Origin of the sequence: Asticcacaulis sp., assembly GCA_024707255.1 — a bacterium.
Taxonomy (GTDB): domain Bacteria; phylum Pseudomonadota; class Alphaproteobacteria; order Caulobacterales; family Caulobacteraceae; genus Asticcacaulis.
In genome coordinates this window covers 1,568,448-1,594,393 of the sequence record JANQAC010000002.1, presented here as the reverse complement: position 1 = coordinate 1,594,393, position 25,946 = coordinate 1,568,448, and the positions used below count along the sequence as shown (strand labels likewise).

The window sequence follows — 25,946 nt, the reverse complement described above, 5'->3', positions numbered from 1 at the left end:
ATAATTGTTAGCGCTATCAATGACTTTTATGACCGGGTTTGCCGTAAGGGGCAAGCGCATAAACACATATCAACCGCCAGCACAGGCTTGACTCCTGTTCATGGCAAACTAGCATCAATAGAAACCAATCTGGGAGATGCGTTATGTTGAAATCCATCCTTATGGCCTCTGTGGCGCTGTTCTCACTGGCGGGCGCCGCCCAGGCGCAGGATATCACCGCCGCGCGCATCTCCGATGACATCAAGGTGCTGTCTTCCGATGCGTTCGAGGGGCGCGGCATTACCACGCCGGCCGAGCAGAAGGTGATTGACTATATGTCGAACGGCTTTGCCGCCGCCGGCTTCCAGCCGGGCGGAGAAAACGGCGGGTGGACACAGGCGGTCCACCTGCGCCAGTTCGTGGTCAGCGATCCGATACTGGCGTTCAATTTTGCCGACGGTCACAGCATGGATTTGAAGCAGGGCGCAGACATCACCGCTTCGACGCGCGGGGCTTTGGGCGATGTCAGCTTCGACAAGGCGCCCCTGGTCTTCGTCGGCTATGGTGTCACCGCGCCGGAACGCGGCTGGGATGATTTCAAAGGTGTTGACGTCAAAGGCAAGATCCTGGTCGAACTGATCAATGATCCGGACTTCGTCGAACCAAAACTGATGACCTTTGGCGGCAAGGCCATGACCTATTACGGCCGCTGGACCTACAAGTACGAGGAAGCCGCCCGTCGCGGCGCCGCCGGCGTTATCATCATCCATGACGCTGACGCGGCCTCCTATGGCTGGGATACGGTGCGCAATTCCTGGTCGGGCCCGCAGTTCGATATCGTCCGGCCCGATCCGTCGGCCGCCAGTCCGAAACTGGAATCGTGGATGACGCATGAAACGGCGGAGGCGCTTTTCAAGGGGGCGGGGCTCGATCTGGCTGACCTGCGGATCAGGGCGCGCTCGAAGGACTTCCAGCCGGTGGCGTTGAATGTGACGTTGAGCGGCGGTTACAAGGTGGCGGCCAGCGAGATCACCACGCACAACATCATCGCCCGCCTGCCAGGCACCAAATATCCCGACGAGACCGTACTCTATACTGGCCATTGGGATCATCTCGGCATCTGCGCCCCTCAGGCGGCTGACAAAATTTGCAATGGTGCGGTCGATAACGGCACAGGCAGCGCCACCCTGCTGGAACTGGCACGGGCGTTTGGAAAAGCGGAAAAGCCGGAACGCTCAATCGTCATGATCGCCTTTACCGCCGAGGAAAGCGGGCTTCTGGGGTCGGAATATTATGCGAGCAATCCGGTCTATCCGCTGGCGAAGACGGTGGCCGGCATCAATATGGACGCGCTCAATGTCAATGGCGCGACAAAGGATATCGTGGTCGAAGGCGTTGGCCAATCGTCGCTTGATGACATGGTGGCGCTCTATGGTGGCAAGCAGAACCGCACCATCACGCCTGATCCGCGTCCTGAAGCCGGCGGATTCTTCCGCTCGGATCACTTCCCGCTGGTCAAGCGTGGCGTGCCGATGCTGGTGGCGTATTCGGGTGACGACATGGTCAAAGGCGGCAAGGCGGCGGGGGAGGCACTGTCAAAGGACTATACCGACCACCGTTACCATCAGCCGGGCGATGAATGGTCGGCAGGCTGGGATTTAAGCGGGCTGGTCGAAGACGCCACGCTTTACTATCAAATCGGCGAGACCCTGGCCAATTCGCACCAGTGGCCGGTCTGGCGCGATACGTCCGAATTCAAGGGGGCGCGCGACGTCACTGACACCGAGCGCAAATGAGCCTGAAGTCCCGTGTCTATTTTTTCCGCAGCTCAAACTTGATCGGGTTGGGATCGTAGAGACAAATGTCGCCACTGCCCTGGGACTGGTAAATGGTCATTGTCGCAAGGGACATGATGGCCAGGGCCAGGGCCAGCATCTGCGGCAGCATCCACCACAACCGCTCACGGCAGGTCACCCATACATAGGCGATGACCAGAAGCACCAGCAGCCACAGCAGAATGACGATCAGGCGTGCCGCCGGGGGCTCACACGGAGCGGTGACGGAATGAATGACAATCAGGATGGCGAGCAGGACATAGTTGGCCAGTATCGCTATATTGACGCCCTGGCGGTAGGTAAAAAAAAGCGCCGACTGATGTCACCGGAACCCCCATATGGCAAACTACGGATGGGCTGAGACTATAACATCTGATGAGGGTTTGCATTAAGAAATGCGGCGAAGTCGCGGCAAGTTAAGCCCTATTCAGGACACATGCCACAGGCACCCTGCACGTAACCGGGGAATGCGCGCGTAAGGGGATGTTAGTAAATCATCTGTTAACCTTGTCGGCGATAGATCCCATCGATCAAGTTTAGGAGTTTTCGCCCATGGAACGTCGTTCGTTTCTTCTGGCTGGCGTGGCCGCCGCCGCCACGCCCGTGATCGCCGGCCTGGCCCCGCGCCTGAGTCTGGCGCAAACCTATCCGACCGAGAAGAACCAGCCTGCCGAGGAAAAGGAATATCGCTACTATACCCGTGATGAAATCCTGACCGCCGGTTCCGATTTCCTGGGCGTGACGGTCGAAGCCCTGGGCGGCGCACTCGAAAAGATATTCGCCGATTACGGCGATCATCCGACCGCCTATATCGCCGGCACCGAAGCTTCCGGTGCCGTGGGTATCGGCGTGCGCTACGGCAAGGGCAATCTGTTCATGAAGGACGTGGCAGAGCCGACCCACATGTACTGGCAGGGGCCTTCGATCGGGTTCGATACCGGCGCCAATGCCTCGCGCGTCTTCACCCTGGTCTATAACCTGCGCGAGCCGATCTTCATGTATCGCCGCTTTCCCGGCGTCGAAGGCTCGGCCTATTTCATCGGCGGCCTCGGCATCACCTACCAGCGCGCCGAAGGCATCGTGCTGGCGCCGATCCGCGCCGGCGTCGGTTTCCGCCTCGGCGCCAATGTCGGCTATATGAGCTTTTCGAAGAAGCGGAGAGTGCTGCCTTTATAGGCGCTCAAACGCCGCGCGGACTTGCTTCGCATCCGCTCGGGCGGGCGCTTGCCTTGCCAAATCTCAGGAGATTTGGATGGCTAAGTCATAACTCTGCGCCCTTCACGCGCACTGACAAAGCCCAGTTCCAGCAGTTTCATCACCTTGAGCGCGTCCTCTCCGGTCACTGGATTGGGCGCGTTTTCACGTATGGTTTTCGCAATAGCTTCGTAATAGGCGAGGTAATTGCCGGGTGTGGCGGTGACTTCCTGTGACTGACCGGCGATTTCACCGGCCACCGGCGTGAAAATGCCCATGACCGGATCAACACCCCAGCCGATATCGCCAGGTATGCGGCCGGCTTTCAGCATCTCTTCCTGCGTATCCATGCCGAACTTGACGAAGGCGCCCTGCGCGCCCTGGACCTCAAGCGCCGGACCGGGAATGGTGGTCATCATCGACGAATGCAGGATCACGCGCAGCGGACCATAGCCCAGGATGGCGTGGAAATAGTCATCAGTTTGTGCGCCGGGGCGCTGGCCGGCGATATCGGCCGATATCCATTCCGGCCAGCCGAAGAGGCTTATCGACTGATCCGCGAGATGCGAGCCCAGATCGAACCAGATGCCGGAGCCGGGACCGGCGCGTTCCCGCCAGCGATTGCGCACCACGGGACGCAGGCGATCATAACGCAAAATCACCTGATAGAGATCGCCTAGGCGAGGGCGCAGGGCTTGCAGGGTCAGATAATTGCTGTCCCAGCGGCGGCAATGAAAGACAGAGACCGTTTTGCCGACGCGTTCGGCATGGGCCAGCACGGATTCACCTTCCGCCACGCTGAGAGCAAACGGCTTGTCGATGACCACATGCTTGCCCGCATCCAGCGCTTCATGTGCCATGGAGGCGTGAATTTCATTCGGCGTGGCGATGACGACCAGTTCGATCGACGGATCGGCGAGGGCGGTGGTGAGATCCGGCGCCACGGTTATGCCGGGCAGGTCGGCTAACACATCGGCCGGACGCGAGGATACGATGGTGGTCAGTTCCAGGCCTTTTGCGGCTCGGATCAACGGGGCATGGATGGTCTTGCCGGCGTAGCCGTAACCAACGAGAGCGGTTTTCACACTAGCCATAATTGAAACTCACCGAAATGCGTACATCATCGCTGAGATTGATCGGCACCTCATGACGCAGCCAGCTTTCCCACAGCAGCACCGTGCCGGCCTGGGGTGTGACATTGACGAAGGTCTGGTGCTCCGGCCGGCCATTGGCCTTGCGCAAAGGGGCATTCATCATGAAGCCGAGGCGCGGATCTTCGAGACGCAGCGCGCTGGCGCCTTCCGGGATGGAGACATAGAAGGTGCCGGAAATGACGCTGTGCGGGTGGATGTGACTGGAATGATGGCCCATCGGCTCCAGGATATTGATCCACAGGGAATTCAGTTTCAGTTTCTGACCGTGCAGGTCGAAATCGAGCTTTTCCGCGAAGGCGGCGACATGGGTATCGAGCATAGCCTTCAGGTCGGCGAAGACACTGGCCCGCGCCGGCAGGTCGTTGAGCGAAGCATAGGAGGTATAGCCGAGATAGCCCTTCTGCTGCGACCAGGTCTGGCCGGCTTCATCCTCGTCGGCGATGGCGCGGCAGGTGTCGTCCAGTTCGGCGAGAAAGTCGTCAAAGCCCGGCTGCGCGATCAGGTCGGCGCGGTAAAGCTCGGTCACGAACAATGGCGAAAGGGTTGCAGGCGCTGTCTTGGTCATGGCCTGTCCTAATCCCGCAAGGCGGGCAGGGCAAGCCGGTTGTTCAGGCGTTCATGCCGAAAAGCAAGGCCGCCAGGAAAATACCGACATTTACCGGATTGAACACGCTGTCCACAGCCAGCCAAACGGGCAGGGCGGGGGCGACTTTTGCAATCGCATATGAAGGGGCGCGTTTTCCAAACATGCGCGCAGGTTAATAAAGTCTTAATTTTACGTCACCTGCTTTATCGCATTGATTGAATTTCATGCACAAAAAAAAGCCTGTCGCGCTTTTGGCAGGACAGGCTTCAAGGCAGGGGAGGAGAGGCTATTCCAGTTCAAACGTCGCCGAGACGTTGACGCTCAGTTGCAGTTCACCGGAAGACACCGGCGTCGAAGAATCGGCCGCCTTGGCGCGGGCGAACATCATCGGCTGCGGCTGGTTATAGACCGGGCCGCCTTCTTCGATCGAGATGATGCGCTTGACCTTCATGCCGGTGGCGGCCGCATAGAGGTTGGCGCGCTTCAGCAGGGTGGCGACTGCGGCCTGGCGGGCCTGGTCGGTCATGGCTTCATCGTTCTTCAGGCCGAAATTGATGGCATTGACCTGGTTGATGCCCGCCTTGATAACAGCATCGATCACCGGACCGGTCTGGTTCAGATCGTTGACGCGGACAGTGATCTGGTTTTGTGCCTGGTAACCGGTCAGCTTCGGCGCCTGACCATCGGTATAGTCATATTGCGGGTTGAGATTTAGGCTCGACGTCTGAATGTCCTTGGCCGCGATGCCGGCGCTCTTTAGAGACGCCATGACCGCGTTCATGCGGACATTATTGGCTTTCATGGCGTCGGATGCGGTCGACCCTTGCGTCACCACGGCGAAATTGATGGTGGCCATGTCGGGCGCAGCACTGACCTCGCCATTGGCGCTGAGGGACAGGGTGCTCTGCGCCGGCATGACCAGAACGGGTTGCGTGGTCTGGGCCAAGGCTGCATTTGGGGCCATCAGGGGGGCGGCAACCAGGCCGGCGCTCAGGGCACCTAAAGCAAAGGATTTCAGCAGGGCGGATTTGATGGCGGGCATGTGGATAGTCTTTCTTGTTTGAGTGCCGCAAGCCTTGGGATTGGCTTTACGGTATGTCCATGATGAGCGATCGCGCATGAATGTGGGCTGAACAGGCCCGACCGTTCAAAAATAGCCTTTAAATCTGACGGCGTGCATGTTAGCACGGCCTCCCTTCATATTTGGGGGCCTGTAGCTCAATGGTTAGAGCCGACCGCTCATAACGGTCTGGTTGGGGGTTCGAGTCCCTCCGGGCCTACCAATCCACCAGACATGAAGCCGGATATGAAAAATGGCCGGCGAATAATCGCCCGGCCACTCTTTTATCCTGATCAGTTGACAGCCTTTTCCACCTTGTCACCGGCCTTGTCGATATTGCGCTCAACATTATCCGCCGGCGCCTGATCGCCGAGCTTGTCCGCTGCCTTGTCAAGCCCGTGCGGCGCGGCCTCGATGGCATCACCGACCCGTTCGCTGCCGGAACGGTGATCCTGCATCAGAAAGATGGCGCCGACCGCCAGAATGGCGATGACAGCGACGGCTATAATGACGACCAGGCCGTTATTGCCTGAAGATTGGGAAGGGGTGGCCATTGGGTATCTCCATTGCTTTCTGGAGAGAAGCTAATTCATCCGGTTGCAAGGAGACTGTAGGGATATGGCCTGTGGTTCATAAGGCTGCCGTCAGGATGAATATCGCTCTCCACAGCGTTATTTGAACCATTAGGAATTGAGAAACTTAAATATGCAATCCTAAGTTGCTATTGCGGTTATCTCGTCCTTGAATGGTGACACATGTTTCGCAGGGCCTTTTTATTTCGCGCCGTAGGCTCGGATATAACGGGCGCATCAGCGGTTGAGTTCGCGCTGATCAGCCCGCTGTTCATTCTGATGCTGGCCGGGATTGTGGACTATGGCAGTTATTTTTCGACTGCGCATGGCGTGCAGCAGATGGTCAATGACGCCGCGCGCACGGCCATTGCCGGCAATACGGCCGCCGAACGGCTCGAGCTGGCGCAAGGCGTCATGGACAGCGAGGCTGACAAGTACGCCTTCCTGTCAAAAGGCACGGCAGCCCTCTCCATTACGGAAGGCACGCAGGTTGTGACCGTGACCCTGACTTATAAGCCAGACGGCGGCACATTCGAGCTTTTTCCCCTGCCGCCGGGAATGCCGGACACAATAATACGCTCAGCGTCCATCGTTCGCGGCGGCTACTAAATTTCGGGAGGGTGCCGTGAAATCATTTCATGTTCATTTCCTGGCTCGCTTCCAGCGCGACAAGCGCGGGTCCGTCCTGATCATGGGGGCAGGGCTGATGATTATTACAGTGGCGCTGGCAGCTTTTGCCGTCGATATGGGCTATGTCTATGTCAAAAGCCGCGAATTGCAGGGTACGGCCGACCTGGCGGCGATGTCAGCGGCGGCGAATCTGGCCACAGCTCAAAGTGCGGCCCAGGCGGTGGTGCTGGCCAATGCGCACGGAGACACCCTCACGGCGACGACGCAGACCGGCTTTTACGACGCCAGTGTCAGCAAGACACCCTCCGCGCGTTTCAAGGTTACGCCGGTGGCCGACGCCAATGCGGCGCAGGTGACCTTAAGCGCGGATGCCAGCCTGTTTTTCGGGCGGATGCTGGGCCAGAATACGGCGCACATCACCCGCACGGCGACCGCCTCTTCGGTCAGGCTGGCGGCTTTCAGCATCGGCACGCGGCTGGCCTCGGTTAATGGCGGTGTGGCCAATGCGCTCCTGAGCGGCCTGACCGGCAGCACGGTCAATCTGACTGTCATGGATTACAACAACCTGGCCGGCGCGAAGATCGACCTGCTGAATTATGTCCAGGCCATGCATACCCGCGCCAACCTGACGGCGGCCACTTTTGATCAGTCCCTGGCCAGCGACATCACGGTCGGCGACGCCCTGACCCTGCTGGCCGATGAGGCGGACGCGAATGCCAGGACGCCGCTGAAAATACTGGCCAATAGTCCGATCAAATCGACAAAGATCAAGCTGAGCGATCTGGTCGATATCGGCGCCTATGGCGAGCAGGACCGGATTGTCGGCGGGGCCGACGCCGCGATCAACGTCGACAGCCTGACCCTGGCCAAGGCTATTCTGTCACTGGCCAACCAGGACCGGCAGGTCCAGCTTGATCTGGGCGCGCAGGTGCCGGGGCTGGCGGGCCTGAAGGTCTGGATGGCGATCGGTGAGCGGCCCAATCATTCCGCCTGGCTGACCGTGACCCGCACTGGCGAACCGATTATCCGCACGGCGCAGGCAAGGCTTTATCTGGATGCCTCTCTGGTGCCCGGATTGTCGGGCGTCAGTCTGGTCCATGTACCGCTGTTTATCGAACTCGCTTCGGCCCAGGGCAAGTTGTCGAGTATTTCCTGCAATGCCAACAAGACACTGAACAGTGTCACTCTGGCCTTAAGCCCCGGCATCGGTCAGGCCGCCATCGGCACGATCAATCCGGCTGACCTGAACAACTTCAGGAAAACGCTGACCATTTCACCGGCGCAACTGGTGACGATCCCGCTGGTCGGCGGGGTTACGGCCCAATCGCAGATTATGGTCGGCGGGACGACATGGCAGGCTGCCACCTTCAGCGCCGCCGATATCAGCAACCAGACCGTGAAGACTGTACGTACCAACGACGTCGTGACCAGCATCGGCTCGTCCCTGGCGGGCCAGACTCAGTTGACGGCCAATGTGCTGGGGCTGGGCATCGGCCTGGATGTGGTGACCAAAAGCCTTGGCAATCTGATTGCTGGCCTTGGGCCGGTGCTTGATCCGGTGATCAATGCCTTGCTCGATCAACTGGGTATCGGGCTGGGTGAGGTCGATGCCCAGGTCAATGGCCTGCGCTGTTCAGGCGCCGCCTTGGTGATTTAGGCTGTAGCGGTCACGGGTTTGGGCCGCATGATCAGCAGTACGAAAAAGGCGGCGAACAGGCACAGGCTGCCGGCGATCAGGAAGGCCGGAATATAGGTTTCATAGGTCGTGCGGATATAGCCGGCGGTGAAGGCGATGGCGGCCGCGCCCAACTGGTGGCCAGCGAAGATCCAGCCGAAAACAACGCCGGCCTTTTCACGGCCGAACTTTTCCGCCGTCAGTTTCAGGGTCGGCGGCACGGTGGCGATCCAGTCGAGGCCGTAGAAGACGGCGAAAAGCGACAGGCCGCCGAAGGTGAAATCAGTGTGTGGCAGATAGAGCAGCGAAAGCCCGCGCAGGCCGTAATACCAGAACAAAAGCCAGCGCAAATCGAAGCGGTCGGACAGCCAGCCGGAACCGATGGTGCCGATGAAGTCGAATATGCCCATCATGGCCAGAACGCTGGCGGCCGTGACCGCCGCCATGCCGTAATCGCCGCACAGGGAGACGAAATGGGTCTGGATCAGGCCGTTGGTCGAGGCACCGCAGACGAGGAAACTGGCGAATAGGATCCAGAAGGTGCGTGTTCTGGCGGCTTCCCCCAGCATGGCAATCGGCGATAACTGACTGGCCGGCGGCGTCGGCACGGCTTCGGTTTCGCCATAGGGCAGGAGGCCGAGATCGGTCGGCAGGTCGCGCAACAGGCACAGCACGGCGACCAGGGCCACGCCGAGCAGCCCGACCACCAGCATCAGGGCGGCGCGCCAGCCATAGCTTTCCGACATCCTGGCGACCAGCGGTAGGAAAGCCAGTTGGCCGGTGGCCGAACTGGCAGTCAGCAGACCAATGACCAGCCCGCGGCGGTGGGTGAACCAGCGCGTGGCGACCGTGGCGCCCAGAACGATGGCGGTCATGCCGGAACCGATGCCAACAAAAATGCCCCAGAAGAGGACGAGTTGCCACATCTCAGTCATCAGCATGGAGAGGCCAAGCCCGCTGACGATCAGGGCAAGCGCCAGCGACACCACCTTCTTCAGGCCAAATTTTAGCATCAGCGCCGCCGCGAAAGGGGCGATGGCGCCGAAGAGGATCAGCCGTAAAGCGAGCGCGCCGGAAATTTCCGCCGTGCTCCAGCCAAATTCCTTTTCTAGAGGCGGCATCAGCACGCCCGGCGCGCCCAACGCGCAGGCGGTGGTGAGCATGACCAGGAAGGTGACGCCCGCCATCACCCAGCCATAGTGGATATTGTGGCGCTTCAGACGGGCGGCGAGGATGGTCGAAATCATGGCGGACTCATTTTACATGATGACTGTCATGATTGCATTTATGATAATGATCATGTATAGTCAAGGCATGAAAACATCAAAAGCAAATGTCGAGGCCAATCGGGAGAAACTGCTGGCGGCGGCCTCCGAGGGGTTTCGCAGGCATGGCTTTGACGGCGTCAAGGTAGCCGATGTCATGCAGGCCGCCGGATTGTCACATGGCGGATTCTATACCTATTTCGACTCCAAGGAAGACCTGGTGGCGCAAGCCTGTGCGGCGTCCCTTGAACGCCAGGCGGGACGCCTGAAGACGGCGAAGGGCGATCGCAGGGCGGAGCTTGACGCCTATGTCACGCGCTATCTGTCGACGAAAAACCGGGATGAGCCAGGCCAGGCGTGTCTGTTTCCGTCATTGGCCGCCGATGTGGCTCGTCAGGCTGAGCCCGTGCGGCGGGTCTTCAGCGAAGGGACGGCGAACTATCTGGACGCCCTGGCGGTTTTGACCGAAGCCGGTGAGGGGCGTCAAAAAGCGATCACCCTGTTATCGACCTTGGTCGGCGCCATGGTCCTGGCGCGCGCCGTCAGTGATGAGTCGCTTTCGGATGAGATACTGACGACCGTCAAGGCAACAATTTCTGCGCATTTCGGCTAAAATTTTTTTCGCCGCGCATATTGGATAGTCACCCGTATCAGGCGAAATCAGCATTTGCCTTGTCGTGTCATGTGTGACCAACATCGTTTATGGACACGCTGGATATCACAAGAAAAAGCGATTTTCAGACGGATATCGACGCCGTTGCCGGCATTGCGGCCGTGCCGCGAATACTCGACCTGGTCTGCCGTACGACCGGCATGGGATTTGCGGCCGTGGCGCGTGTCACGCCGGAACGCTGGGTGGCCTGCGGGGTGCGGGATAATATCGGTTTTGGCCTGAAACCCGGCGGGGAACTGAAGGTTGAAACCACGCTCTGCCACGAAATTCGCCAGAGCCTGAAAGTGATCGCCTTTGATGATGCCGCAGACGATCCGCACAATGCCACGCATCACACCCCCGCGATCTACGGGCTGAAAAGCTATATCTCCGTGCCGATCATATTGCCGGACGGCCGTTTCTTCGGCACGCTCTGCGCCATCGACAGCCGGCCGGCCAGGGTCAATATGCCGGAAATCATCGGCATGTTCGAGTTGTACGCCGAACTGATCGCCCATCACCTTGACACACATTACCACATGGCGGCCGCGCAATCCGAACTGGCCGAAGCGCAGAAGACCGCCGAGTTACGCGAGCAGTTCATCGCCGTGCTGGGGCATGACCTGCGCAATCCCCTTGGCGCCATCATGTCCGGGGTGACCTTGCTTGAGAAAATGCCCCTCGATGAACGTGGCGCCCGTCTTGTAGCCATGATGCAGACCTGTACCTCGCGCATGACTGAATTGATCGAGAATGTGCTCGATTTTGCCCGCGGCCGCATGGGGACTGGAATTGCGCTCGATATTCGTCAGGATATACGGCTTGAGTCCGTTCTTGACCAGGTCATCAGCGAGTTGCGCACAAGCTGGCCCGAACGGGTGATCTCCGTGGATTACGATTTGCGTTCGCCGGTCGATTGCGATGGCAGCCGTATCGCGCAGCTCTTTTCCAATCTGTTGGGAAATGCCCTGACCTATGGGGCGGCGGATGAGCCGGTGCGCGTCAGCGCCGGAAGCAGAGAGGGGAAGCTCGAACTCCAGGTCGCCAACAGCGGACAGCAGATACCGGCGGATATTATGACGCGCCTATTCCAGCCCTTCGTGCGCGGGCACGGCCAGTCTATGCAGCAGGGCATGGGGCTCGGCCTCTACATCGCGTCAGAAATCGCCCGTGCCCATGGCGGCGAACTGACGGCGACCTCCACGCCGGAAGAGACCCGTTTTGTCCTGAAAATACCCGCCTAAAGCTTGCGATGCCGGCGCATCCAGGCGGCGGCATAGCCGCAGACCGGTTCGACCGCATAGCCTTTTTCGGCCGCGGCCGTCATGATGCCTTCCATCAGCCGGCCGGCGGCGTCAGTGCCACGCAAGGCCGGCGGGGCCTCGACATAATCGATATAGAGCGTCTCGCCCGATATCCGGTAATCAGCATGGGCAATCTGACCGTCGATATTCAGCTCGAAGCGGCTTTCGCCGATATTGTCAGTTATGGCCTGGTCCATGATCAGTCTCCTTATGCGTAAGAGATAGACGTGAGCCGGTAAGGGCGCAATATGGCGATGGTATTGCCTGCGAGGTGTGATCCGAGGGCGGACCGGACATTTTTGGCCACAGGGCTGTCAAAATTGCTGGCTAGTCTGTATCTTCGCGCCCGATTCCACACGACTCCCGTAAGGAATCGGACCTATTATTGTGTTTTTCCGGTGTGCAATCGCCGGACCTATGGGGATTTTCACCATGTCAGATAAGGATCGCGGAGATTTCGGGGATCGCGGCACCTATTCGCCCCCCACCGAGGACAATCTGAGCTACGAATCGCGCCGGACGCCGGCTTCGCGTGACAAGGCGCCGATCACGCTGATCATCAGCGGCATCTGCCTGGTCGTTCTGCTGCTTGTCGTGGTCATCCTCTATAATTCCGGCACCCTTAACAAGCATGGCAATATTGCTCCGGAAGTCGGTGATTCCCTTGGGGATATCAAGGAAGGCCAGGTTCAGGACGCCAAGCCGCTGAGCGACCAGGACCTGAGCAGAATCCGGCATCGCCACCTTCGCGCCTGGTGCGGAAGTGCCCGGCGCGCGGCCGGCAGCCAGCGCCTCGACGGTCGATATCGCGCCTCTGCCGGCCGCGCCGATTGAAGGGCCGCTGCCGTCGCAATCAAGCACCAGCGCCATAACCAGCAGCGCGGCCCCCGCCCGGATCGACGCCACGCCGGTGCCCGGCGCCAGTGCGTCCGCATCTTCACCGGCTGCCGCCAAGCCGGCCGCGCCTGTCGCCGCCAAGCCGGTGACGGCGCCCGTTGCCGCCGCCAAACCGGCGGCGAGTGGTTCGGCCTCCGTCCAGATCGGCGCCTATACCTCGACCGACATCGCCAATGCCGAATATGCCAAGGTGGCGTCTTCCTACGGCCTGTTTGTCGGCGGTGCCAGCAAGCGGATTGAAAAGGTCACCACGCCCAACGGCACCTTCTATCGCACGGCCTTTACCGGCCTGAGCGCGGACAAGGCGAAATCCTTCTGTTCGGCGCTCAAGGCGTCGGGCCACGACTGCATCGTGAAGTAGGGCCGTGGGCAAGGGTATCGCCGCGTGTATATTGGGACTTGCGGGCACCGAACTGACGCCCGAGGAACAACGCTTTTTCAGCGATCTCCAGCCGCTCGGCTTTATCCTGTTTCGCCGCAATATCGAAACGCCGGCTCAGGTAAAGGCGCTGGTGACTTCGCTGAAGAAGCTGGTGGCGCATGACGCCCTGATCCTTATCGACCAGGAGGGGGCGGGTGCGCCGCCTGCGGCCGCCGCACTGGCCGGACTATCCGCCGGCTTCGCGTTTTGCCGAAGTGACCAATGATCCTTCCGAAGAACGCGAAATGGTGCGCCTCGGCGCGCGCCTGATGGCGCATGACCTGGCGGAACTGGGCATCAATGTCGATTGCGCGCCGGTGCTCGATGTGCCGCAGCCTGGCGCTCATGAAATTGTCGGTGATCGCGCTTACGGGATGACGCCGCAGGCCGTCGCGGTCATGGGGCGCGCGGCTTGCGAAGGTTTCCTCGCTGGTGGCATTTTGCCGGTGATCAAGCACGTTCCCGGCCACGGACGGGCCGGAGCTGATTCGCATACCGATCTGCCGCGCGTCGATGCGAAACTCGATGAATTGCTGAAGGTCGACTTCTATCCCTTCCAGGTCAATGCCGACATGCCGATCGCCATGACGGCCCATGTGCTTTATCGCACCATCGACAAGCGCAATCCGGCGACGACCTCAAGAAAGTGCCTGAAGATTGTCCGCGATGTCATTGGTTTCGATGGTCTTTTGATCACTGATGACCTGTCCATGAATGCCCTTTCCGGCACTCTGGAAAAGCGCGCAAAGGCCGCCTTGCGCGCGGGCGTTGATGTGATCCTGCATTGCAGCGGTCAGATGGCCGAGATGAAGTCGGTGGCGCATGTGACGCCCAGACTGAAGGGCGAGGGGTTGCGCCGCGCGAAAGCCGCCATCAAACGTCTGCTGAAAATGCCGGAACCGATCGATGTGGTCGACGCGCGCGCCCGTTTCGATGGGGTGATGGCGCGCGGCCAGGATGCTGGCGCCAAATCTGATCCGACCGAGGCCATGCCATCATGAGCCGTGATACCACGCCGAAAGGACTGGAACACGATGTCCTGCAAAGGCGTCTCGACTTTGAGGGGCCAGGGCCGGAGGTTGCCGAGGAAATCGCCAATGACGAGGCGCTTATCCTCGAACTCGATGGCTATGAAGGGCCGCTGCATGTCCTGCTGGCCCTGGCCCGCCAGCAGAAGGTTGACCTGCTGAAGATTTCGATCACCCGCCTGGCCGAGCAGTATCTCGCCTTCATCCAGGAGGCCCGCCGCCTGCGCTTCGCCCTGGCGGCCGATTATCTCGTCATGGCGTCGTGGCTGGCCTACCTGAAATCGCGCCTGCTTCTGCCGCAGGCCGAACGCAAGCAGACCAACGAACCGGCGCCGGAAGAACTGGCCCTGTCCCTGGCCTATCGCCTGCAAAAACTGGAAGCCATGCGCAAGGCGGTGGAGGCTCTGACCTCGCGGCCGCAGCTCAAGCGCGATGTCTTTGCGCGCGGCGATCCTGAGGCGCGGCTGATCATTCCATCGTCGCGCATCGAGGCCAATGTCTTCGACCTGATGAGTGCCTATGTCACCCAGCGCCGCCGCGAGATCGAGCGCCATTATGATCCGACCCGCCGCATCGAAGCCTATTCGCTGGAAGACGCCCGCGATAATCTGCGGGCGCAACTGCCGAAATTGACGAACTGGACGGCGCTCGATGATGTGGCGCCGCAGCCGGTGCGCAGCGATGGGCCGCGGCGGGTCTCCTATGTGGCGTCAACCCTTTCCGCCTCTCTGGAACTGGCCAAGGAAGGCCATTTGCAGCTTCAGCAACTGGCGACCTTTGAAACGCTTTATATGCGCAAAAGACAAGCGATCATGGGAGACAAGACATGACGCCGGAAACCGTCGAGCGCGCCATCGAGGCGCTTTTGTTCGCCGCCGATGGCCCGCTGTCGGCCTCGGAAATTGCCTATCGCCTGCCGGAAGGCGCCGATGTCGGCAAGGCGCTGGCCGCCTTGCGCGCGCGTTATGCCGGTCGCGGGGTGTCGCTGGAAATCATCAATGACCGCTGGCAGTTCCGTACCGCCGCCGATCTCGGCTACCTGATGGTCGAGGAGCGCGAGGAACCGCGCCGACTGTCCAAGGCGGCGCTGGAGACGCTGGCCATTATCGCCTACCACCAGCCGGTGACGCGCGCCGAGATCGAATCCGTGCGCGGAGTTGGCCTGTCGCGTGGCACGCTCGACGTGCTGCACGAAATGAACCTGATCAAGCTGCGCGGGCGCCGGCGTACACCCGGCCGGCCGGTCACCTATGGCACGACCGACGCCTTCCTGGAGCAGTTTTCACTGCCGTCGCTGGCTGATCTGCCGGGGGCAGCCGAAATGCGCGCTGCCGGTCTGCTTGACATCAATGTGCCGGCGGATTTCATGGTGCCCGATCCTTCCAGCGGACAGACAGCCGAAGATCCGCTGCTTCTGGAAGAGATGGAAGAAACGGAGTTTGCACAGGACTTCTTCGAGAAGGAATAATTTCTTCGAGAAGGAATGATTTTGCGCAAAAACACTTCCAAGACAGGTTAAAACGCGCCTATAAGAGCGTAAATTGGTCCTGACGGACTGACATTTGAAGGGGCGGCCCCCCATCTGATAGGTGGGCGGGCTCGCAAAGGAGATTAGAGTATGGGTAGTTTCAGCATCTGGCACTGGTTGATCATCGGTCTGGTGGTCCTGGTCCTGTTTGGCGGCGGCAAGCTGTCGGGCCTGATGGGCGATGCCGCCAAGGGCATCAAGGCGTTCAAGAACGGCCTGAAGGACGATGAAGACGATGTGAAGTCCAAGAAGGACGATGAGCCGAAAGCCTGATCGCATCTGTCTGAATTCCTAAGAGAAAGTCTTTCACATGGTGCCCGGTGTCGGGGGCGGTGAGCTCATTCTTATTGCTGTCGTGGCGCTGGTTGTCGTCGGTCCGAAAGACCTGCCGAAACTGCTGCGCCAGCTTGGCCGATTCGTCGGCAAGATGCGGCGCATGGCGGATGAATTCCGCACCTCATTCGAGGACATGGCACGGCAAAGCGAACTCGACGACCTGCGCAAGGAAGTCGATGCGCTCAGGGCCGGGAAACTGGGGCTTGAGGATGTCGGCCACCAGATGAAGGCGCTGGAAAGCGACATCAGCTCCAGCCTGACGGCGCCAACGCCAGAATATAAGCCGGCCACCTATACGCCAGAGACGGCGGATGAACCGTCGAGATCCGCAACTGGACGGCCTGCCGCCGGTTGAGAAGACCGAAGTGCCGGCCAAACCCAAGCGTGTCCGCAAGCCAAAAGCCGCTGCTGAGCCTGTGCCTGAGCCGACTGTCACGCCCGTCAAGCGCACCCGCACGAAAAAAGAGCGCTACATGAGCAGCGAAGAGTTAAACCTGCCGGCTGAGGTAGAAGACAAGTCCAAGCGCAACATCATTACCGCTGATCCGGACGAACTGGATATCGAGGCATCGCGCGCGCCTTTGATGGATCACCTGATCGAACTGCGCACGCGTATCATCATCATGGTGGTGGCCTTCCTGGCCTGCGTGATCTTCTGCTATGCCTTCCACAATACCATTCTCTCGCTGCTGACCCATCCGCTGGCGGTGGCGTCCTCACTCTATGAGGAGCAGAAGTTGCACGGCCACGGCGGGCCTTTCGACCTGATTTCCGTGCTGCTGGGCCTGAAGGCCATCGGCAATGTCAAGGATATCCCGCTGATCGCCACGGCGCCGATGGAGGTCTTTTTCACCAATCTGCGCCTGGCCATGTTCGGCGGCGTCATTGTCAGCTTCCCGGTCCTGGCTTTTCAGGTCTATCGCTTTGTGGCGCCCGGCCTTTACCGGCGCGAACGCATGGCCTTCCTGCCGTTCCTGGTGGCGGCGCCCGTGTTGTTCATCCTCGGCATGGCGATGGTCTATTTCCTCATGCTGCCGATGGTGCTGTGGTTCTCGCTGAACCAGCAGGTGACCGGCTCCGGCGGCGTGGTCGTGCAGTTCATGCCGAAAGTGTCGGAATATCTGCAACTGATCGAAACCTTGATGATCGCCTTCGGTCTCTGCTTCCAGTTGCCGGTGGTACTGACCCTGCTGGGCCTCACCGGGCTGGTGACATCGAAGATGCTCGGCTCGCTGCGCCGTTATGCCATTCTTGGCATCGTGGTGGTGGCCGCCGTAGTGACGCCGCCTGATCCGATCTCGCAATGTATGCTGGCCATCCCGATCGTGCTGCTCTACGAAATCTCGATCCTGTGCGTAAAGGTCATCGAGTTAAGAAAAGGCAAGCCACAAGGGGCATAATGCCCCTTGACCCGTAACTCGACAGCGTGTGTGGCGCGGTCTATGGGCTTGCCTGATACAATCCAAATCGTATAAGACGACCTACTTCTCCTCCCTTGCAAGCCGCTTGGCGAAGCGGGGGAGGTGGCGCGCCTGTCGCGCCGGAGGGGGCCATTCCCCGCTTTCACGTCAAGGCTTCTAACATGCACGATATCAAGGCGATCCGCGAAAATCCTCAAGCCTTTGTTCAGGGCTGGTCACGGCGCGGTCGCGAAACCGCGCAGTCGGATGTCGATGCCCTGCTGGCGCTGGATGCCGATCTGCGCGCCGCCCAGACCGCTTTCCAGGCGGCGCAAAGCCGCCGCAATGACGCCTCCAAGCAGATCGGCATGGCCAAGGCCCAGAAGGACGAAGCCAAGGCGCAGGCCCTGATGGCCGAGGTCGCCGAGTTGAAGAGCACGATCGAGACGACTCAGGAAACCGAACGCCTCAAGGGCGAGGAACTGCGCAACCTGCTGGCTTCGCTGCCGAATATCCCGTTCGAGGACGTGCCGGAAGGCGCCGACGAGCATAGCAATGTCGAGGTGCGCAAGCATGGCGCACCGAACATTCTCAGCTTCCCGGCCAAGGATCATGCCGATCTGGGTGAAGCGCTTAAAATGATGGACTTTGAAGCCGCGGCCAAGATGTCAGGCTCGCGCTTTGTGGTTCTGAAGGGTCAACTGGCGCGTCTGGAACGCGCTATTGGCCAGTTTATGCTTGATGTGCAGACGACGGAGCACGGCTATACCGAAGTCAATCCGCCGGTATTGGTAAAACCGTTAGCTTTGTATGGCACTGGCCAATTGCCTAAGTTTGAGAATGATTTATTCTTCATTCATTCATTTGATAGCGATGCTTACAATGAAAAATTTGGGGAGATGGCTAGGGAGCTAGGCTCTAAAAGAGGAAGGCAAGCTACTGAAATAGCTTCTAAAGTTATGTCTCAGTATGGCGATACTGAAGAAGCTGAAGCCGAATACAATCGGCGTCTGGCGGAAGTGATTCAAGAAGACGTTAATCAATATAATTTTGAGTTGAATGAGCTAAAAAAGGCAGGTGCGTTCACAAAGCAGTGGGGGCTTATCCCGACCGCTGAAGTCACGCTGACCAACCTCGTGCGCGAAGCCATCACCGCCGAGGAAGAGCTGCCGCTGCGCCTTACGGCTCTGACCAACTGTTTTCGTGCCGAGGCCGGATCGGCCGGCCGCGATACCAAGGGCATGATCCGCCAGCACCAGTTCCAGAAGGTCGAACTGGTGTCGATTACCACGCCGGAACAATCCGCTGCCGAACACGACCGCATGACCAATTGCGCCGAAACCATCCTCAAAAAGCTCGACCTGTCGTTCCGCACCATGCTGCTCTGTACCGGCGATATGGGCTTTGGCGCGAAGAAGACCTACGATCTCGAAGTGTGGCTGCCGTCGCAGAACACATACCGCGAAATCTCGTCCTGCTCGAACTGCGGGGATTTCCAGGCGCGCCGCATGGACGCCCGCACCCGCAAGGCCGGCGAAAAGGGCACCCGCTTTGTCCATACGCTCAATGGCTCCGGCCTGGCGGTTGGCCGCACCCTGGTCGCCATCATGGAAAACTATCAGGACGAGGGCGGCCGCATCGCTATTCCGTCGGCACTCCAGCCCTATATGGGCGGCCTGACGCATATAGGGTAAGTAAGAGGCCCCCTCCGTCTCGACGCGCTACGCTTGCTCGACACCTCCCCCGCTTTGCAGGGGAGGAGGGTTTTTGTTCTCCTCCCTTGCGAGCCTCTTGGCGAAGCGGGGGAGGTGGCAGCGCGAAGCCCGAAGGGCTGGTGTCGCTGACGGAGGGGGCAAAACCCCTCAAAAAAAGCCGCCGTACCGCTTGCCCCGGCCTCTGAAATCGCCGTACAAAAGCCCCATGCGTATCCTGCTCACCAATGATGACGGTATCGACGCCTTCGGGCTGAAGGTGCTTTACGATATCGCCGCGGCGCTCAGCGATGATGTCTGGGTGTGTGCGCCGGTGCTGGAACAATCCGGCAAGGGCAGAGGCGTATCGCTGCATGACCCGGTCCGCGTCCGCCGCCTGGGCGAGCGCCGCTTTGCCGCCGGCGGCACACCGACCGACTGCGTGCAGATCGCCGTCAGCGACCTGATGGACTCTCCCCTGATCTGGTGCTTTCCGGTGTCAATCGCGGCTTCAATCTGGCGCAGGATGTCACCCTTTCCGGTACGGTGGCCGGCGCCTTGCAGGGCATGTCGCTCGGCATCCCCTCCATCGCTCTGTCGCAGTGCTTGGATTTCGACCTAGATATCGAAGCCCAGTGGCAGACGGCGCAGGTCTATGGCGCGCCCGTGGTCAGCAATCTGATCGGGCAGGGCTGGCCCTCTGATGTCATCATGAACATCAACTTTCCGGATTGCGCCGCCGATGATGTCGCCGGCGTAGAGGTGACGCGCCAGGGCATCCGCAACCTGCATGAAATGCACGCCGTCCGCCGCATCGATCCGCGCGGCCGGGATTATTACTGGATCGATTTCCATAATTACGAGCAATCATTGATTGACGGCACCGATCTCAAGGCGATCGCCGAAAAGCGTATTTCGGTGACGCCTTTGCATCTTGACCTGACGCATAACGAGACCCTGCACCGTCTGAAGAAGACGCTCGGCGGCGTGGCGCCCAAAAAGGTGGAAACAGCGCAATGAGCGAAGAACCCACCCGGCTGGAGCGTCTGCTCAACGCCTTGAAAGAACAGGGCATTACGGATAAAAAAGTCCTGCACGCCATGGAATATACGCCGCGCGACCTGTTCGTGCCGGAACTGTTCCTTGATCGCTCGTGGGAAGACAGCGCCATTCCGATCAACTGTGGACAGACGATTTCGCAGCCCTATATCGTGGCCCTGATGACCCAGGCGCTGAAGATTGAGGGCCGTCACCGCGTGCTCGAAATCGGCACCGGCAGCGGTTACCAGACCGCCGTGCTCAGCCGCCTCGCGCGCTATGTCTATACGATCGAACGCTATCGCTCCCTGATGGTCGAGGCGGAAATTCGCCACAAGCGCCTGATGCTGGAAAATATCATCTATCGCTTCGGTGATGGCTGGGAGGGGTGGCCGGAACAGGCACCGTTTGATCGTATTCTCGTCACCGCCGCCTTGCCGGAAGAACCGACGCACCTGCTGGCGCAACTGAAGCCCAAGGGCATCATGGTGGGGCCGCAAGGTAGAGGCTCCACCCAGCGCCTGCTGCGCTATACCAAGACGGCGGATGGCTACGAGACGGAAGATCTCGGTGAGGTGCGGTTCGTGCCGCTGATCGCCGGTGTGGCCAGGGAAAGCTAGAAGCGCAGGCCCAATGCCCGGCGCGTGGATTCAAAACCGACCAGCGAAAAGCCGGCGACCGTCAGGGTGATGACGAGTGGCCAGATGGATTGGCCGACCGCGGTAAGGGCCGGCGTCAGGTACGGCATGATCAGGAACAGGAGCGCTGTAACGGCGACCGTGCCGAGCACCAGCCAGGCCAGGTTACGGTAGAGGCGGCGCTGTTCGACGCGCTTCATGACGGCGATGACAAAGCTGAGGTCGCGCGCCGGCGGGGCGGGCGCTTCGTCAGCCGTCAACATTGCTTTTAAAGGATCAGTTGTCATCCGGTACACCCAGAAGGGCGTTGAGTTTGGCCCTTCCCTTGAGAATATGCGACTTAATCGTGCCGAGCGGAAGCCTCAAAATCTCGGCGGCCTCGGCATGGCTGTAATCCGCGGCGACGCAGAGCGATATGGCGGCGCGCTGGTCGAGTGGCAGACTGGCAAGCGCCGCCTGCACAGTCAGTTTTGAATCAACGGTTGAGGCTCGTGATTGTTCTTGCAGGCCGAACCATTCGGTGTTGCGGGCGCCGGAGCGGTTGAAGCGGCGGCGGTCATTCAGCGCCTTGCGATAGGCAATGCCACAGACAAAGGTGCGAAACGACACGCCATCGCGCAGCTTATGCAGACTGGCCCAGGCCGTGACAAAGGCTTCCTGCGCCAAGTCGTCGGCATCGTCCGGCAGGGCGCACAGGCGGCGCACGAAGGCGCGCACCGCCTGTTGATGGTCTGCCACCAGCCGTGAGAAGGCATCGCTTGAGCCTTCTCTGGCCCGCCGGATCAGCGGGTCATCCATGCCTTATCCCTTTGGCAGTGATGCGCCCGTCAGCGCCCGGATAATGGAAATGACCAGCAGGGCGGCGGTGGCGATGCCGAAACCTATGGCCAGCGAAATGAAAATCGACCCGCCTTCGCCGTAATAGCCGAAATAACCGAAGGCGGCGGCAAGGGCGCCGAACACGACAACCTGACTCCAGTGGCTGCGTTGCCTCCCCCGGCAGTTATAGGCGCGGTCTTCATCGCTGCGCAGGGCTTCCAGGAGGGCGGCGGGCGGTTCCTTGCCCTGGTCGGCATAGGTCTTGATCAGTTTGAGCGTTTCGCTGCGGTGACGGAAATGGCCCAGCATGGCGACAAGCCCCATGCCCATGCCGAAAATCGGGAAGATCAGCCACCAGTAGCTGTTGAAAAGGTCTGTTGCGGTCATGGCTCGGTTTCCTTGTAATCAGCGCTTCAGCAGCGCGAGCAGTTCGGCGGGTGGTTCCTTGCCCTGGTCGGTATAGCTGCGGATCAGCGACAGGATGCGGCGGCTTTCATCGTCCTTCAGGATCGCGCGCATCACGCCGAATACAGCGAAGGCCAGGGGAAAAAGCAGCCACCAGTAGTGATCGAAAAAGGTTACGAACATCTCCGTCTCTCCGTAAGATCATGTATCTGAGACTTGATGTCCGCTGGATGCCAGATTGGATGCGGGCCGCTGAAAGATTTTTCAAAAGGGGGAGTGGAGGCCTGCCCCCGAATTGAACGGGGCTGCACGGAGTTGCAATCCGTGGCGTAAACTCTCCGCCAGCAGGCCAGGATCGAGGCTAATGGAAGCGGCTTTGATTTGCAAAGCAACACACCGGATCGGGGCATTTTAACCAAGTTGTCCGGCCGGGCAGTCACGTTGATTTGTTAAGGGATTTTTCAGAATGACTTAACGAATCGTTAGCCATAAGTTTGCATAGAGTAGTTTTGGCCAAAATCTGCCTGTTCGTCGATCCGGAGCCCGTCATGATCCTGCAAAACCTGAATTCAGATGGCCGTCTGCGCCACGCGGTGGTCCGGTTATCCCTGATCGTGCTGGCTGGTGCCACGTTGCAGGCATGTACGAGCGCAGGGATGCCGCAGCCGAAATATCCCATCTATATGCAGGACCGGCCGGCCGAACCGACAGCGACGATCCAGCCGGCGCCGGTGGAAGAGGCGCCGCCACCTGTCACGACGCCTTCGCCCTCCGGCAGCGTCCAGGCGGCGGAACTTGCGCCCCTGACACCTTCGCCGCCTCCGCCCCCGCCCGTGGAAGTGACGAAGCCGGTGGCTCCGGCGGCGGCAACTCAGCCGGCCGGCGCCGCCTATATCTATGTGATGCAGCCGAAGGACACCTTGTTCGGTATTTCGCGCCGGTTCGCCGTGCCGGTGAAGAGCCTGTATGCGCTGAATGGCCTGACGGTCGATTCCGCCCTGCGTGTTGGCCAGAAGATCCTGCTGCCGGCTTCCGCGGTCGATAAGGGCGTGGAAGACCATGCCAATGGCCCCACTATGACCAAGGTCAAGACGGTGCTGGCGGCGGCGGAACCGGCGAAACCGGTTGTGACGACACCGCCGCCGGCGAAGCCCGTTGTTTCTGAGCCCGCCAAAACGACGACAACCACGACCACGACAACGGTCGTAACCAAGCCCACCGTGGCCGCGCCGACGGTGGCGGCCGCAAAGCCCGTTGTCGCCAAACCCGTGCCGCCGGTGGCCGGCTTCCCGGCCAATGCGCAGATTGCCCAGATGGGCAAAGGCAAGTTTATCTGGCCGGTGAAGGGGCATGTATTGGTGCCCTTCGGTCAACTGGGGCCGAACATTCGCAATGACGGCATCAATATCGGCGCCAGCTCAGGCACCGAAGTAAAGGCGGCGGCGGATGGCACGGTTGTCTACGAAGGCGACCAGGTCAAGGAACTGGGTAACACCATCTATATCAAGCACGATAACGGCTGGTACACGGGCTATTCCCACCTCCAGACCATGAAGGTGAAGAACAACGAACGGGTCAGCAAGGGGCAGGTGATCGGCACGGTCGGCCAGACCGGCACCATCGACAAGCCGCAACTGCACTTTGAAATCCGCTATACGCCATCGACCGACATCGCCCGTCCGATCGATCCCGCCCTTGTTCTGCCCTAACCGCTTTCAAAGTCAAAGCTATCAGGCTTTTCCGCCCGTAAAGAGGTCGTGGCAAATATGTCATTGACCTTTTTCGGGTTGTGCCTATGTATGGCGAACCCATTTTTGCCCCGCCTGTAGCGCGTGTAAAAAATCAATATTAGGAGACGTTCGTGTTCGCAACACCCGCCTTTGCCCAGGCCGCCGGCGCTGCCGCCACCCCTGGCGGTGACCTGATCACCATGCTGCCGATGATGCTGATCCTTTTCGGCGCCATGTATTTCTTCATGATCCGCCCGCAAAGCCAGCAGGCCAAGAAGCACAAGGCCATGCTGGCCGCGCTCAAGCGCAATGACACGGTCGTAATGTCGTCCGGCCTGATCGGCAAGGTGACCCGCATCGAGGACGCCGAAATCATGGTTGAAATCGCCACCGGCGTGAATGTGCGCGTGGTCAAGGCGATGATCACCGAGGTCCGCGTCAAGGGCGAACCCGCCCCGGCCAACGACGCCAAGAATTAAGCCGTTACAGTTTAAAGACCGAGCATCCCGATCATGATCAATCTATCACGCTGGAAGGTAGGGCTGGTTATCGCCGCTACCCTTCTGGGCATTCTGTTTTCCCTGCCCAATTTCCTCCCGGCCAGTGTGCGGGATCAGGTAAAAGGCTTCATGCCGACCCAGATTCTGAATCTCGGGCTCGATCTGCAGGGCGGCTCCTACCTCCTGATGGAAGTCGATACGGACGATCTGGTGAAGACCAAGATCAGCAGCGTCACCGAAGAGGTGAGGGCGCGCCTGAATGAAAAGTCGATAGCTTTTACGAATCTGGTGGCTTCGGGCACGACGGTCACCGTCCGCATCACCGATCCGGCGGCTCTGAATGACGCCTATTCGACCCTCATTCGCCTGGCCACGCCGCTGCCGAACAACGCCTCCGTCAAGGACATCAATGTCCAGCGCGGCAATGACCAGACGATCGCCCTGACCCTGACCCAGGAAGGCATTCGCTCGACCTCGGCCGGCGCGGTGGAAACCTCCATCGAAGTTATCCGCAAGCGGATCGATAGCCTCGGCACTAAGGAACCTTCGATCAGCCGCCAGGGCATCAACCGCATCGTCATCGAAGCGCCGGGTGAAAGCGATCCGGAGCAGCTAAAGCGCGTTATCGGACGCACCGCCAAGCTGACCTTCCAGATGGTCGATGAAACCGTCAGCCCGGCCGATCTGGCCGCTGGCCGCATCCCGCCGGGGTCAGAGGCCCTGCCTGAGGATCAGACCGGTCGTCCGCTTGTCGTGCGCAAGGCTATTCTGGTCACCGGTGGCAGCCTGACGCGCGCCAATGTCGGTGTCGATCAGTATCAGCGTCCTGCCATCGATTTCGCCTTCAACGGTGAGGGTGCCAAGGCTTTCGGTGACGCCACCTCACGCAATATCGGCAAGCGTTTCGCCATCATTCTCGACGGCCATATCGTTTCCGCACCGACCATCCAGGGCGCCATCACGGGCGGCACCGGCCAGATTACCGGTGGTTTCAGTCATGAGGAAGCCTCGGAAATCGTGAATATCCTGAAGAGCGGCGCCCTGCCGGCCAAGCTGAACTTTGAGAGCCAGCGCACCGTCGGCGCCGAACTGGGCGCGGATGCGGTCCATGCCGGCATGGTCTCGACCATCATCGCCTTCATCACCATCGTCGTCTTCATGTTCCTGGCCTATGGCTTCGTTTTCGGCGGCGTCTCCATTGCCGCCCTTCTGGTCAACCTGGTGCTGATCATCGCCTCGATGACCGTCTTCCAGGCCACCCTGACCCTGCCGGGTGTCGCCGGCCTGATCCTGTCGCTCGCGGTGGCGGTTGACGCCAACGTGCTGATCTATGAGCGCATCCGTGACGAAGAGCGTAGCGGCCATAAACCGATCGCCGCGCTCGATGTCGGCTTCTCGCGCGCCCTGGTGTCGATCCTGGACGCCAATATCACCTCGCTGATCTCGGCCCTGATCATGTTCGTCTTCGGCGCCGGCCCGGTGCGTGGTTTCGCCTGGACGCTGATGATCGGCGTCTTCACCTCCGTCTTCTCGGCCATCCTGGTCAGCCAGGTCCTGCTCGGCTGGTGGTATCGCGCCACCAAGCCCAAGAAACTTCCGATTTAAGGTT

Annotated in this window: 29 protein-coding genes, 1 tRNA gene and 2 pseudogenes; 21 read left to right on the top strand and 11 right to left on the bottom strand. The window is 60.0% G+C overall.

Going from position 1 to position 25,946, the window contains the following annotated elements; translation table 11 throughout:
• Nucleotides 1-143: 143 nt before the first annotated feature.
• A complete protein-coding gene (locus NVV72_18900; GenBank protein ID MCR6661281.1) occupies nt 144-1,775 on the top strand; it encodes a M28 family metallopeptidase in 1,632 nt (543 codons plus the stop codon).
• Nucleotides 1,776-1,791: 16 nt separating this feature from the next.
• Here NVV72_18900 and NVV72_18895 read toward each other — a convergent pair whose 3' ends face one another.
• Nucleotides 1,792-1,980, bottom strand: a complete 189-nt coding sequence (locus tag NVV72_18895) for a hypothetical protein (protein ID MCR6661280.1) — start codon at nt 1,978-1,980, stop codon at nt 1,792-1,794.
• A gap of 386 nt (nt 1,981-2,366) precedes the next feature.
• Here NVV72_18895 and NVV72_18890 point away from each other — a divergent pair, with 386 nt between their 5' ends.
• Nucleotides 2,367-2,990 (top strand): DUF1134 domain-containing protein, encoded by a 624-nt coding sequence (locus tag NVV72_18890; GenBank protein MCR6661279.1) that lies wholly within the window; start codon nt 2,367-2,369, stop codon nt 2,988-2,990.
• A gap of 80 nt (nt 2,991-3,070) precedes the next feature.
• On the opposite strand, the gene NVV72_18885 is transcribed toward NVV72_18890, so the two are convergent.
• From NVV72_18885 to NVV72_18875, 3 genes are all read right to left on the bottom strand, one after another.
• Nucleotides 3,071-4,102 carry an oxidoreductase gene (locus tag NVV72_18885; GenBank protein ID MCR6661278.1) on the bottom strand — a complete coding sequence of 344 codons (1,032 nt, stop codon included), beginning with the start codon at nt 4,100-4,102 and terminating at the stop codon, nt 3,071-3,073.
• On the bottom strand, nt 4,095-4,727 hold the full coding sequence (locus tag NVV72_18880) for a TIGR02466 family protein (protein ID MCR6661277.1): 633 nt from the start codon (nt 4,725-4,727) through the stop codon (nt 4,095-4,097). Before NVV72_18880 ends, NVV72_18885 begins: the two co-directional genes overlap by 8 nt.
• A gap of 307 nt (nt 4,728-5,034) precedes the next feature.
• Nucleotides 5,035-5,790 carry an SIMPL domain-containing protein gene (locus NVV72_18875; protein MCR6661276.1) on the bottom strand — a complete coding sequence of 252 codons (756 nt, stop codon included), beginning with the start codon at nt 5,788-5,790 and terminating at the stop codon, nt 5,035-5,037.
• A gap of 165 nt (nt 5,791-5,955) precedes the next feature.
• Here NVV72_18875 and NVV72_18870 point away from each other — a divergent pair.
• A tRNA-Ile gene (locus tag NVV72_18870) sits at nt 5,956-6,031 on the top strand.
• A gap of 70 nt (nt 6,032-6,101) precedes the next feature.
• Here the strand turns inward: NVV72_18870 and NVV72_18865 are convergent.
• On the bottom strand, nt 6,102-6,362 hold the full coding sequence (locus NVV72_18865) for a hypothetical protein (GenBank protein MCR6661275.1): 261 nt from the start codon (nt 6,360-6,362) through the stop codon (nt 6,102-6,104).
• Between the two features lie 201 nt (nt 6,363-6,563).
• On the opposite strand from NVV72_18865, the gene NVV72_18860 reads away from it, so the two are divergent.
• Nucleotides 6,564-6,989 carry a pilus assembly protein gene (locus NVV72_18860; protein MCR6661274.1) on the top strand — a complete coding sequence of 142 codons (426 nt, stop codon included), beginning with the start codon at nt 6,564-6,566 and terminating at the stop codon, nt 6,987-6,989.
• 16 nt (nt 6,990-7,005) lie between these two features.
• Nucleotides 7,006-8,667: a pilus assembly protein TadG-related protein gene (locus NVV72_18855; protein ID MCR6661273.1), complete on the top strand. Its 1,662-nt coding sequence runs from the start codon at nt 7,006-7,008 to the stop codon at nt 8,665-8,667.
• Here NVV72_18855 and NVV72_18850 read toward each other — a convergent pair.
• Entirely contained in the window at nt 8,664-9,932 is a 1,269-nt protein-coding gene (locus NVV72_18850; GenBank protein ID MCR6661272.1) for an MFS transporter, read from the bottom strand. The genes NVV72_18855 and NVV72_18850 overlap by 4 nt on opposite strands.
• A gap of 67 nt (nt 9,933-9,999) precedes the next feature.
• Between NVV72_18850 and NVV72_18845 the strand changes: the two genes are divergently transcribed.
• A complete protein-coding gene (locus NVV72_18845) occupies nt 10,000-10,563 on the top strand; it encodes a TetR/AcrR family transcriptional regulator (protein MCR6661271.1) in 564 nt (187 codons plus the stop codon).
• Nucleotides 10,564-10,652: 89 nt separating this feature from the next.
• Nucleotides 10,653-11,846 carry a GAF domain-containing sensor histidine kinase gene (locus NVV72_18840; GenBank protein ID MCR6661270.1) on the top strand — a complete coding sequence of 398 codons (1,194 nt, stop codon included), beginning with the start codon at nt 10,653-10,655 and terminating at the stop codon, nt 11,844-11,846.
• On the opposite strand, the gene NVV72_18835 is transcribed toward NVV72_18840, so the two are convergent.
• Nucleotides 11,843-12,103: an N-acetyltransferase gene (locus NVV72_18835; protein ID MCR6661269.1), complete on the bottom strand. Its 261-nt coding sequence runs from the start codon at nt 12,101-12,103 to the stop codon at nt 11,843-11,845. The two genes, NVV72_18840 and NVV72_18835, sit on opposite strands and share 4 nt — an antisense overlap.
• A 235-nt stretch (nt 12,104-12,338) precedes the next feature.
• Between NVV72_18835 and NVV72_18830 the strand changes: the two genes are divergently transcribed.
• The 11 genes and pseudogenes from NVV72_18830 to NVV72_18780 all read left to right on the top strand — a co-directional run bounded on the left by NVV72_18830 (nt 12,339) and on the right by NVV72_18780 (nt 20,865).
• Complete coding sequence (locus NVV72_18830; protein MCR6661268.1) at nt 12,339-12,740, top strand: hypothetical protein; 402 nt, start codon at nt 12,339-12,341, stop codon at nt 12,738-12,740.
• Nucleotides 12,670-13,164, top strand: a complete 495-nt coding sequence (locus tag NVV72_18825) for an SPOR domain-containing protein (GenBank protein MCR6661267.1) — start codon at nt 12,670-12,672, stop codon at nt 13,162-13,164. The genes NVV72_18830 and NVV72_18825 overlap by 71 nt, the downstream gene beginning before the upstream one ends.
• Before the next feature lie 4 nt (nt 13,165-13,168).
• Nucleotides 13,169-14,225, top strand: a pseudogene (gene nagZ, locus NVV72_18820) (beta-N-acetylhexosaminidase).
• Entirely contained in the window at nt 14,222-15,082 is an 861-nt protein-coding gene (locus NVV72_18815) for a segregation/condensation protein A (GenBank protein MCR6661266.1), read from the top strand. The pseudogene nagZ and the gene NVV72_18815 overlap by 4 nt, the downstream one beginning before the upstream one ends.
• Complete coding sequence (gene scpB, locus NVV72_18810) at nt 15,079-15,720, top strand: SMC-Scp complex subunit ScpB (protein MCR6661265.1); 642 nt, start codon at nt 15,079-15,081, stop codon at nt 15,718-15,720. Before NVV72_18815 ends, scpB begins: the two co-directional genes overlap by 4 nt.
• Nucleotides 15,721-15,870: 150 nt before the next feature.
• A complete protein-coding gene (locus NVV72_18805; protein MCR6661264.1) occupies nt 15,871-16,053 on the top strand; it encodes a twin-arginine translocase TatA/TatE family subunit in 183 nt (60 codons plus the stop codon).
• A gap of 37 nt (nt 16,054-16,090) precedes the next feature.
• Nucleotides 16,091-16,471, top strand: a complete 381-nt coding sequence (tatB, locus tag NVV72_18800; protein ID MCR6661263.1) for a Sec-independent protein translocase protein TatB — start codon at nt 16,091-16,093, stop codon at nt 16,469-16,471.
• A 229-nt stretch (nt 16,472-16,700) separates the two neighbouring features.
• Nucleotides 16,701-17,516, top strand: a complete 816-nt coding sequence (gene tatC, locus NVV72_18795) for a twin-arginine translocase subunit TatC (protein ID MCR6661262.1) — start codon at nt 16,701-16,703, stop codon at nt 17,514-17,516.
• A 182-nt stretch (nt 17,517-17,698) separates the two neighbouring features.
• Nucleotides 17,699-19,210, top strand: a complete 1,512-nt coding sequence (gene serS, locus NVV72_18790) for a serine--tRNA ligase (GenBank protein MCR6661261.1) — start codon at nt 17,699-17,701, stop codon at nt 19,208-19,210.
• Between the two features lie 226 nt (nt 19,211-19,436).
• Nucleotides 19,437-20,227, top strand: a pseudogene (gene surE, locus NVV72_18785) (5'/3'-nucleotidase SurE).
• Entirely contained in the window at nt 20,224-20,865 is a 642-nt protein-coding gene (locus tag NVV72_18780) for a protein-L-isoaspartate(D-aspartate) O-methyltransferase (GenBank protein ID MCR6661260.1), read from the top strand. Before surE ends, NVV72_18780 begins: the two are co-directional and overlap by 4 nt.
• Here NVV72_18780 and NVV72_18775 read toward each other — a convergent pair.
• Genes NVV72_18775 through NVV72_18760 form a run of 4 tightly spaced genes read right to left on the bottom strand, consistent with a single transcriptional unit; the run spans nt 20,862 to nt 22,290 of the window.
• The gene (locus tag NVV72_18775; GenBank protein MCR6661259.1) at nt 20,862-21,146 is read right to left on the bottom strand and encodes a hypothetical protein; all 285 of its coding nucleotides are present in this window, start codon (nt 21,144-21,146) and stop codon (nt 20,862-20,864) included. The two genes, NVV72_18780 and NVV72_18775, sit on opposite strands and share 4 nt — an antisense overlap.
• 13 nt (nt 21,147-21,159) lie before the next feature.
• Nucleotides 21,160-21,681, bottom strand: a complete 522-nt coding sequence (locus NVV72_18770) for an RNA polymerase sigma factor (protein MCR6661258.1) — start codon at nt 21,679-21,681, stop codon at nt 21,160-21,162.
• A 3-nt stretch (nt 21,682-21,684) separates the two neighbouring features.
• A complete protein-coding gene (locus NVV72_18765; GenBank protein MCR6661257.1) occupies nt 21,685-22,089 on the bottom strand; it encodes a hypothetical protein in 405 nt (134 codons plus the stop codon).
• Nucleotides 22,090-22,107: 18 nt separating this feature from the next.
• Nucleotides 22,108-22,290: a hypothetical protein gene (locus NVV72_18760; GenBank protein MCR6661256.1), complete on the bottom strand. Its 183-nt coding sequence runs from the start codon at nt 22,288-22,290 to the stop codon at nt 22,108-22,110.
• A 326-nt stretch (nt 22,291-22,616) separates the two neighbouring features.
• On the opposite strand from NVV72_18760, the gene NVV72_18755 reads away from it, so the two are divergent.
• The 3 genes from NVV72_18755 to secD all read left to right on the top strand — a co-directional run bounded on the left by NVV72_18755 (nt 22,617) and on the right by secD (nt 25,942).
• Nucleotides 22,617-23,816: a M23 family metallopeptidase gene (locus NVV72_18755; GenBank protein ID MCR6661255.1), complete on the top strand. Its 1,200-nt coding sequence runs from the start codon at nt 22,617-22,619 to the stop codon at nt 23,814-23,816.
• Between the two features lie 152 nt (nt 23,817-23,968).
• Nucleotides 23,969-24,316 (top strand): preprotein translocase subunit YajC, encoded by a 348-nt coding sequence (gene yajC, locus NVV72_18750; GenBank protein ID MCR6661254.1) that lies wholly within the window; start codon nt 23,969-23,971, stop codon nt 24,314-24,316.
• Nucleotides 24,317-24,349: 33 nt separating this feature from the next.
• A complete protein-coding gene (gene secD / locus NVV72_18745) occupies nt 24,350-25,942 on the top strand; it encodes a protein translocase subunit SecD (protein MCR6661253.1) in 1,593 nt (530 codons plus the stop codon).
• Nucleotides 25,943-25,946 lie beyond the last annotated feature (4 nt).

Bases quoted from the DNA above. Each gene is read 5' to 3' on its own strand.
- NVV72_18900 (MCR6661281.1), top strand. From the start codon at position 144: ATGTTGAAATCCATCCTTATGGCCTCTGTGGCGCTGTTCTCACTGGCG.
- NVV72_18890 (MCR6661279.1), top strand. From the start codon at position 2,367: ATGGAACGTCGTTCGTTTCTTCTGGCTGGCGTGGCCGCCGCCGCCACG.
- NVV72_18885 (MCR6661278.1), bottom strand. From the start codon at position 4,102: ATGGCTAGTGTGAAAACCGCTCTCGTTGGTTACGGCTACGCCGGCAAG.
- NVV72_18880 (MCR6661277.1), bottom strand. From the start codon at position 4,727: ATGACCAAGACAGCGCCTGCAACCCTTTCGCCATTGTTCGTGACCGAG.
- NVV72_18875 (MCR6661276.1), bottom strand. From the start codon at position 5,790: ATGCCCGCCATCAAATCCGCCCTGCTGAAATCCTTTGCTTTAGGTGCC.
- NVV72_18865 (MCR6661275.1), bottom strand. From the start codon at position 6,362: ATGGCCACCCCTTCCCAATCTTCAGGCAATAACGGCCTGGTCGTCATT.
- NVV72_18860 (MCR6661274.1), top strand. From the start codon at position 6,564: ATGTTTCGCAGGGCCTTTTTATTTCGCGCCGTAGGCTCGGATATAACG.
- NVV72_18850 (MCR6661272.1), bottom strand. From the start codon at position 9,932: ATGATTTCGACCATCCTCGCCGCCCGTCTGAAGCGCCACAATATCCAC.
- NVV72_18845 (MCR6661271.1), top strand. From the start codon at position 10,000: ATGAAAACATCAAAAGCAAATGTCGAGGCCAATCGGGAGAAACTGCTG.
- NVV72_18840 (MCR6661270.1), top strand. From the start codon at position 10,653: ATGGACACGCTGGATATCACAAGAAAAAGCGATTTTCAGACGGATATC.
- NVV72_18835 (MCR6661269.1), bottom strand. From the start codon at position 12,103: ATGGACCAGGCCATAACTGACAATATCGGCGAAAGCCGCTTCGAGCTG.
- NVV72_18830 (MCR6661268.1), top strand. From the start codon at position 12,339: ATGTCAGATAAGGATCGCGGAGATTTCGGGGATCGCGGCACCTATTCG.
- NVV72_18815 (MCR6661266.1), top strand. From the start codon at position 14,222: ATGAGCCGTGATACCACGCCGAAAGGACTGGAACACGATGTCCTGCAA.
- scpB (MCR6661265.1), top strand. From the start codon at position 15,079: ATGACGCCGGAAACCGTCGAGCGCGCCATCGAGGCGCTTTTGTTCGCC.
- NVV72_18805 (MCR6661264.1), top strand. From the start codon at position 15,871: ATGGGTAGTTTCAGCATCTGGCACTGGTTGATCATCGGTCTGGTGGTC.
- tatB (MCR6661263.1), top strand. From the start codon at position 16,091: ATGGTGCCCGGTGTCGGGGGCGGTGAGCTCATTCTTATTGCTGTCGTG.
- tatC (MCR6661262.1), top strand. From the start codon at position 16,701: ATGGATCACCTGATCGAACTGCGCACGCGTATCATCATCATGGTGGTG.
- serS (MCR6661261.1), top strand. From the start codon at position 17,699: ATGCACGATATCAAGGCGATCCGCGAAAATCCTCAAGCCTTTGTTCAG.
- NVV72_18780 (MCR6661260.1), top strand. From the start codon at position 20,224: ATGAGCGAAGAACCCACCCGGCTGGAGCGTCTGCTCAACGCCTTGAAA.
- NVV72_18775 (MCR6661259.1), bottom strand. From the start codon at position 21,146: ATGTTGACGGCTGACGAAGCGCCCGCCCCGCCGGCGCGCGACCTCAGC.
- NVV72_18770 (MCR6661258.1), bottom strand. From the start codon at position 21,681: ATGGATGACCCGCTGATCCGGCGGGCCAGAGAAGGCTCAAGCGATGCC.
- NVV72_18765 (MCR6661257.1), bottom strand. From the start codon at position 22,089: ATGACCGCAACAGACCTTTTCAACAGCTACTGGTGGCTGATCTTCCCG.
- NVV72_18760 (MCR6661256.1), bottom strand. From the start codon at position 22,290: ATGTTCGTAACCTTTTTCGATCACTACTGGTGGCTGCTTTTTCCCCTG.
- secD (MCR6661253.1), top strand. From the start codon at position 24,350: ATGATCAATCTATCACGCTGGAAGGTAGGGCTGGTTATCGCCGCTACC.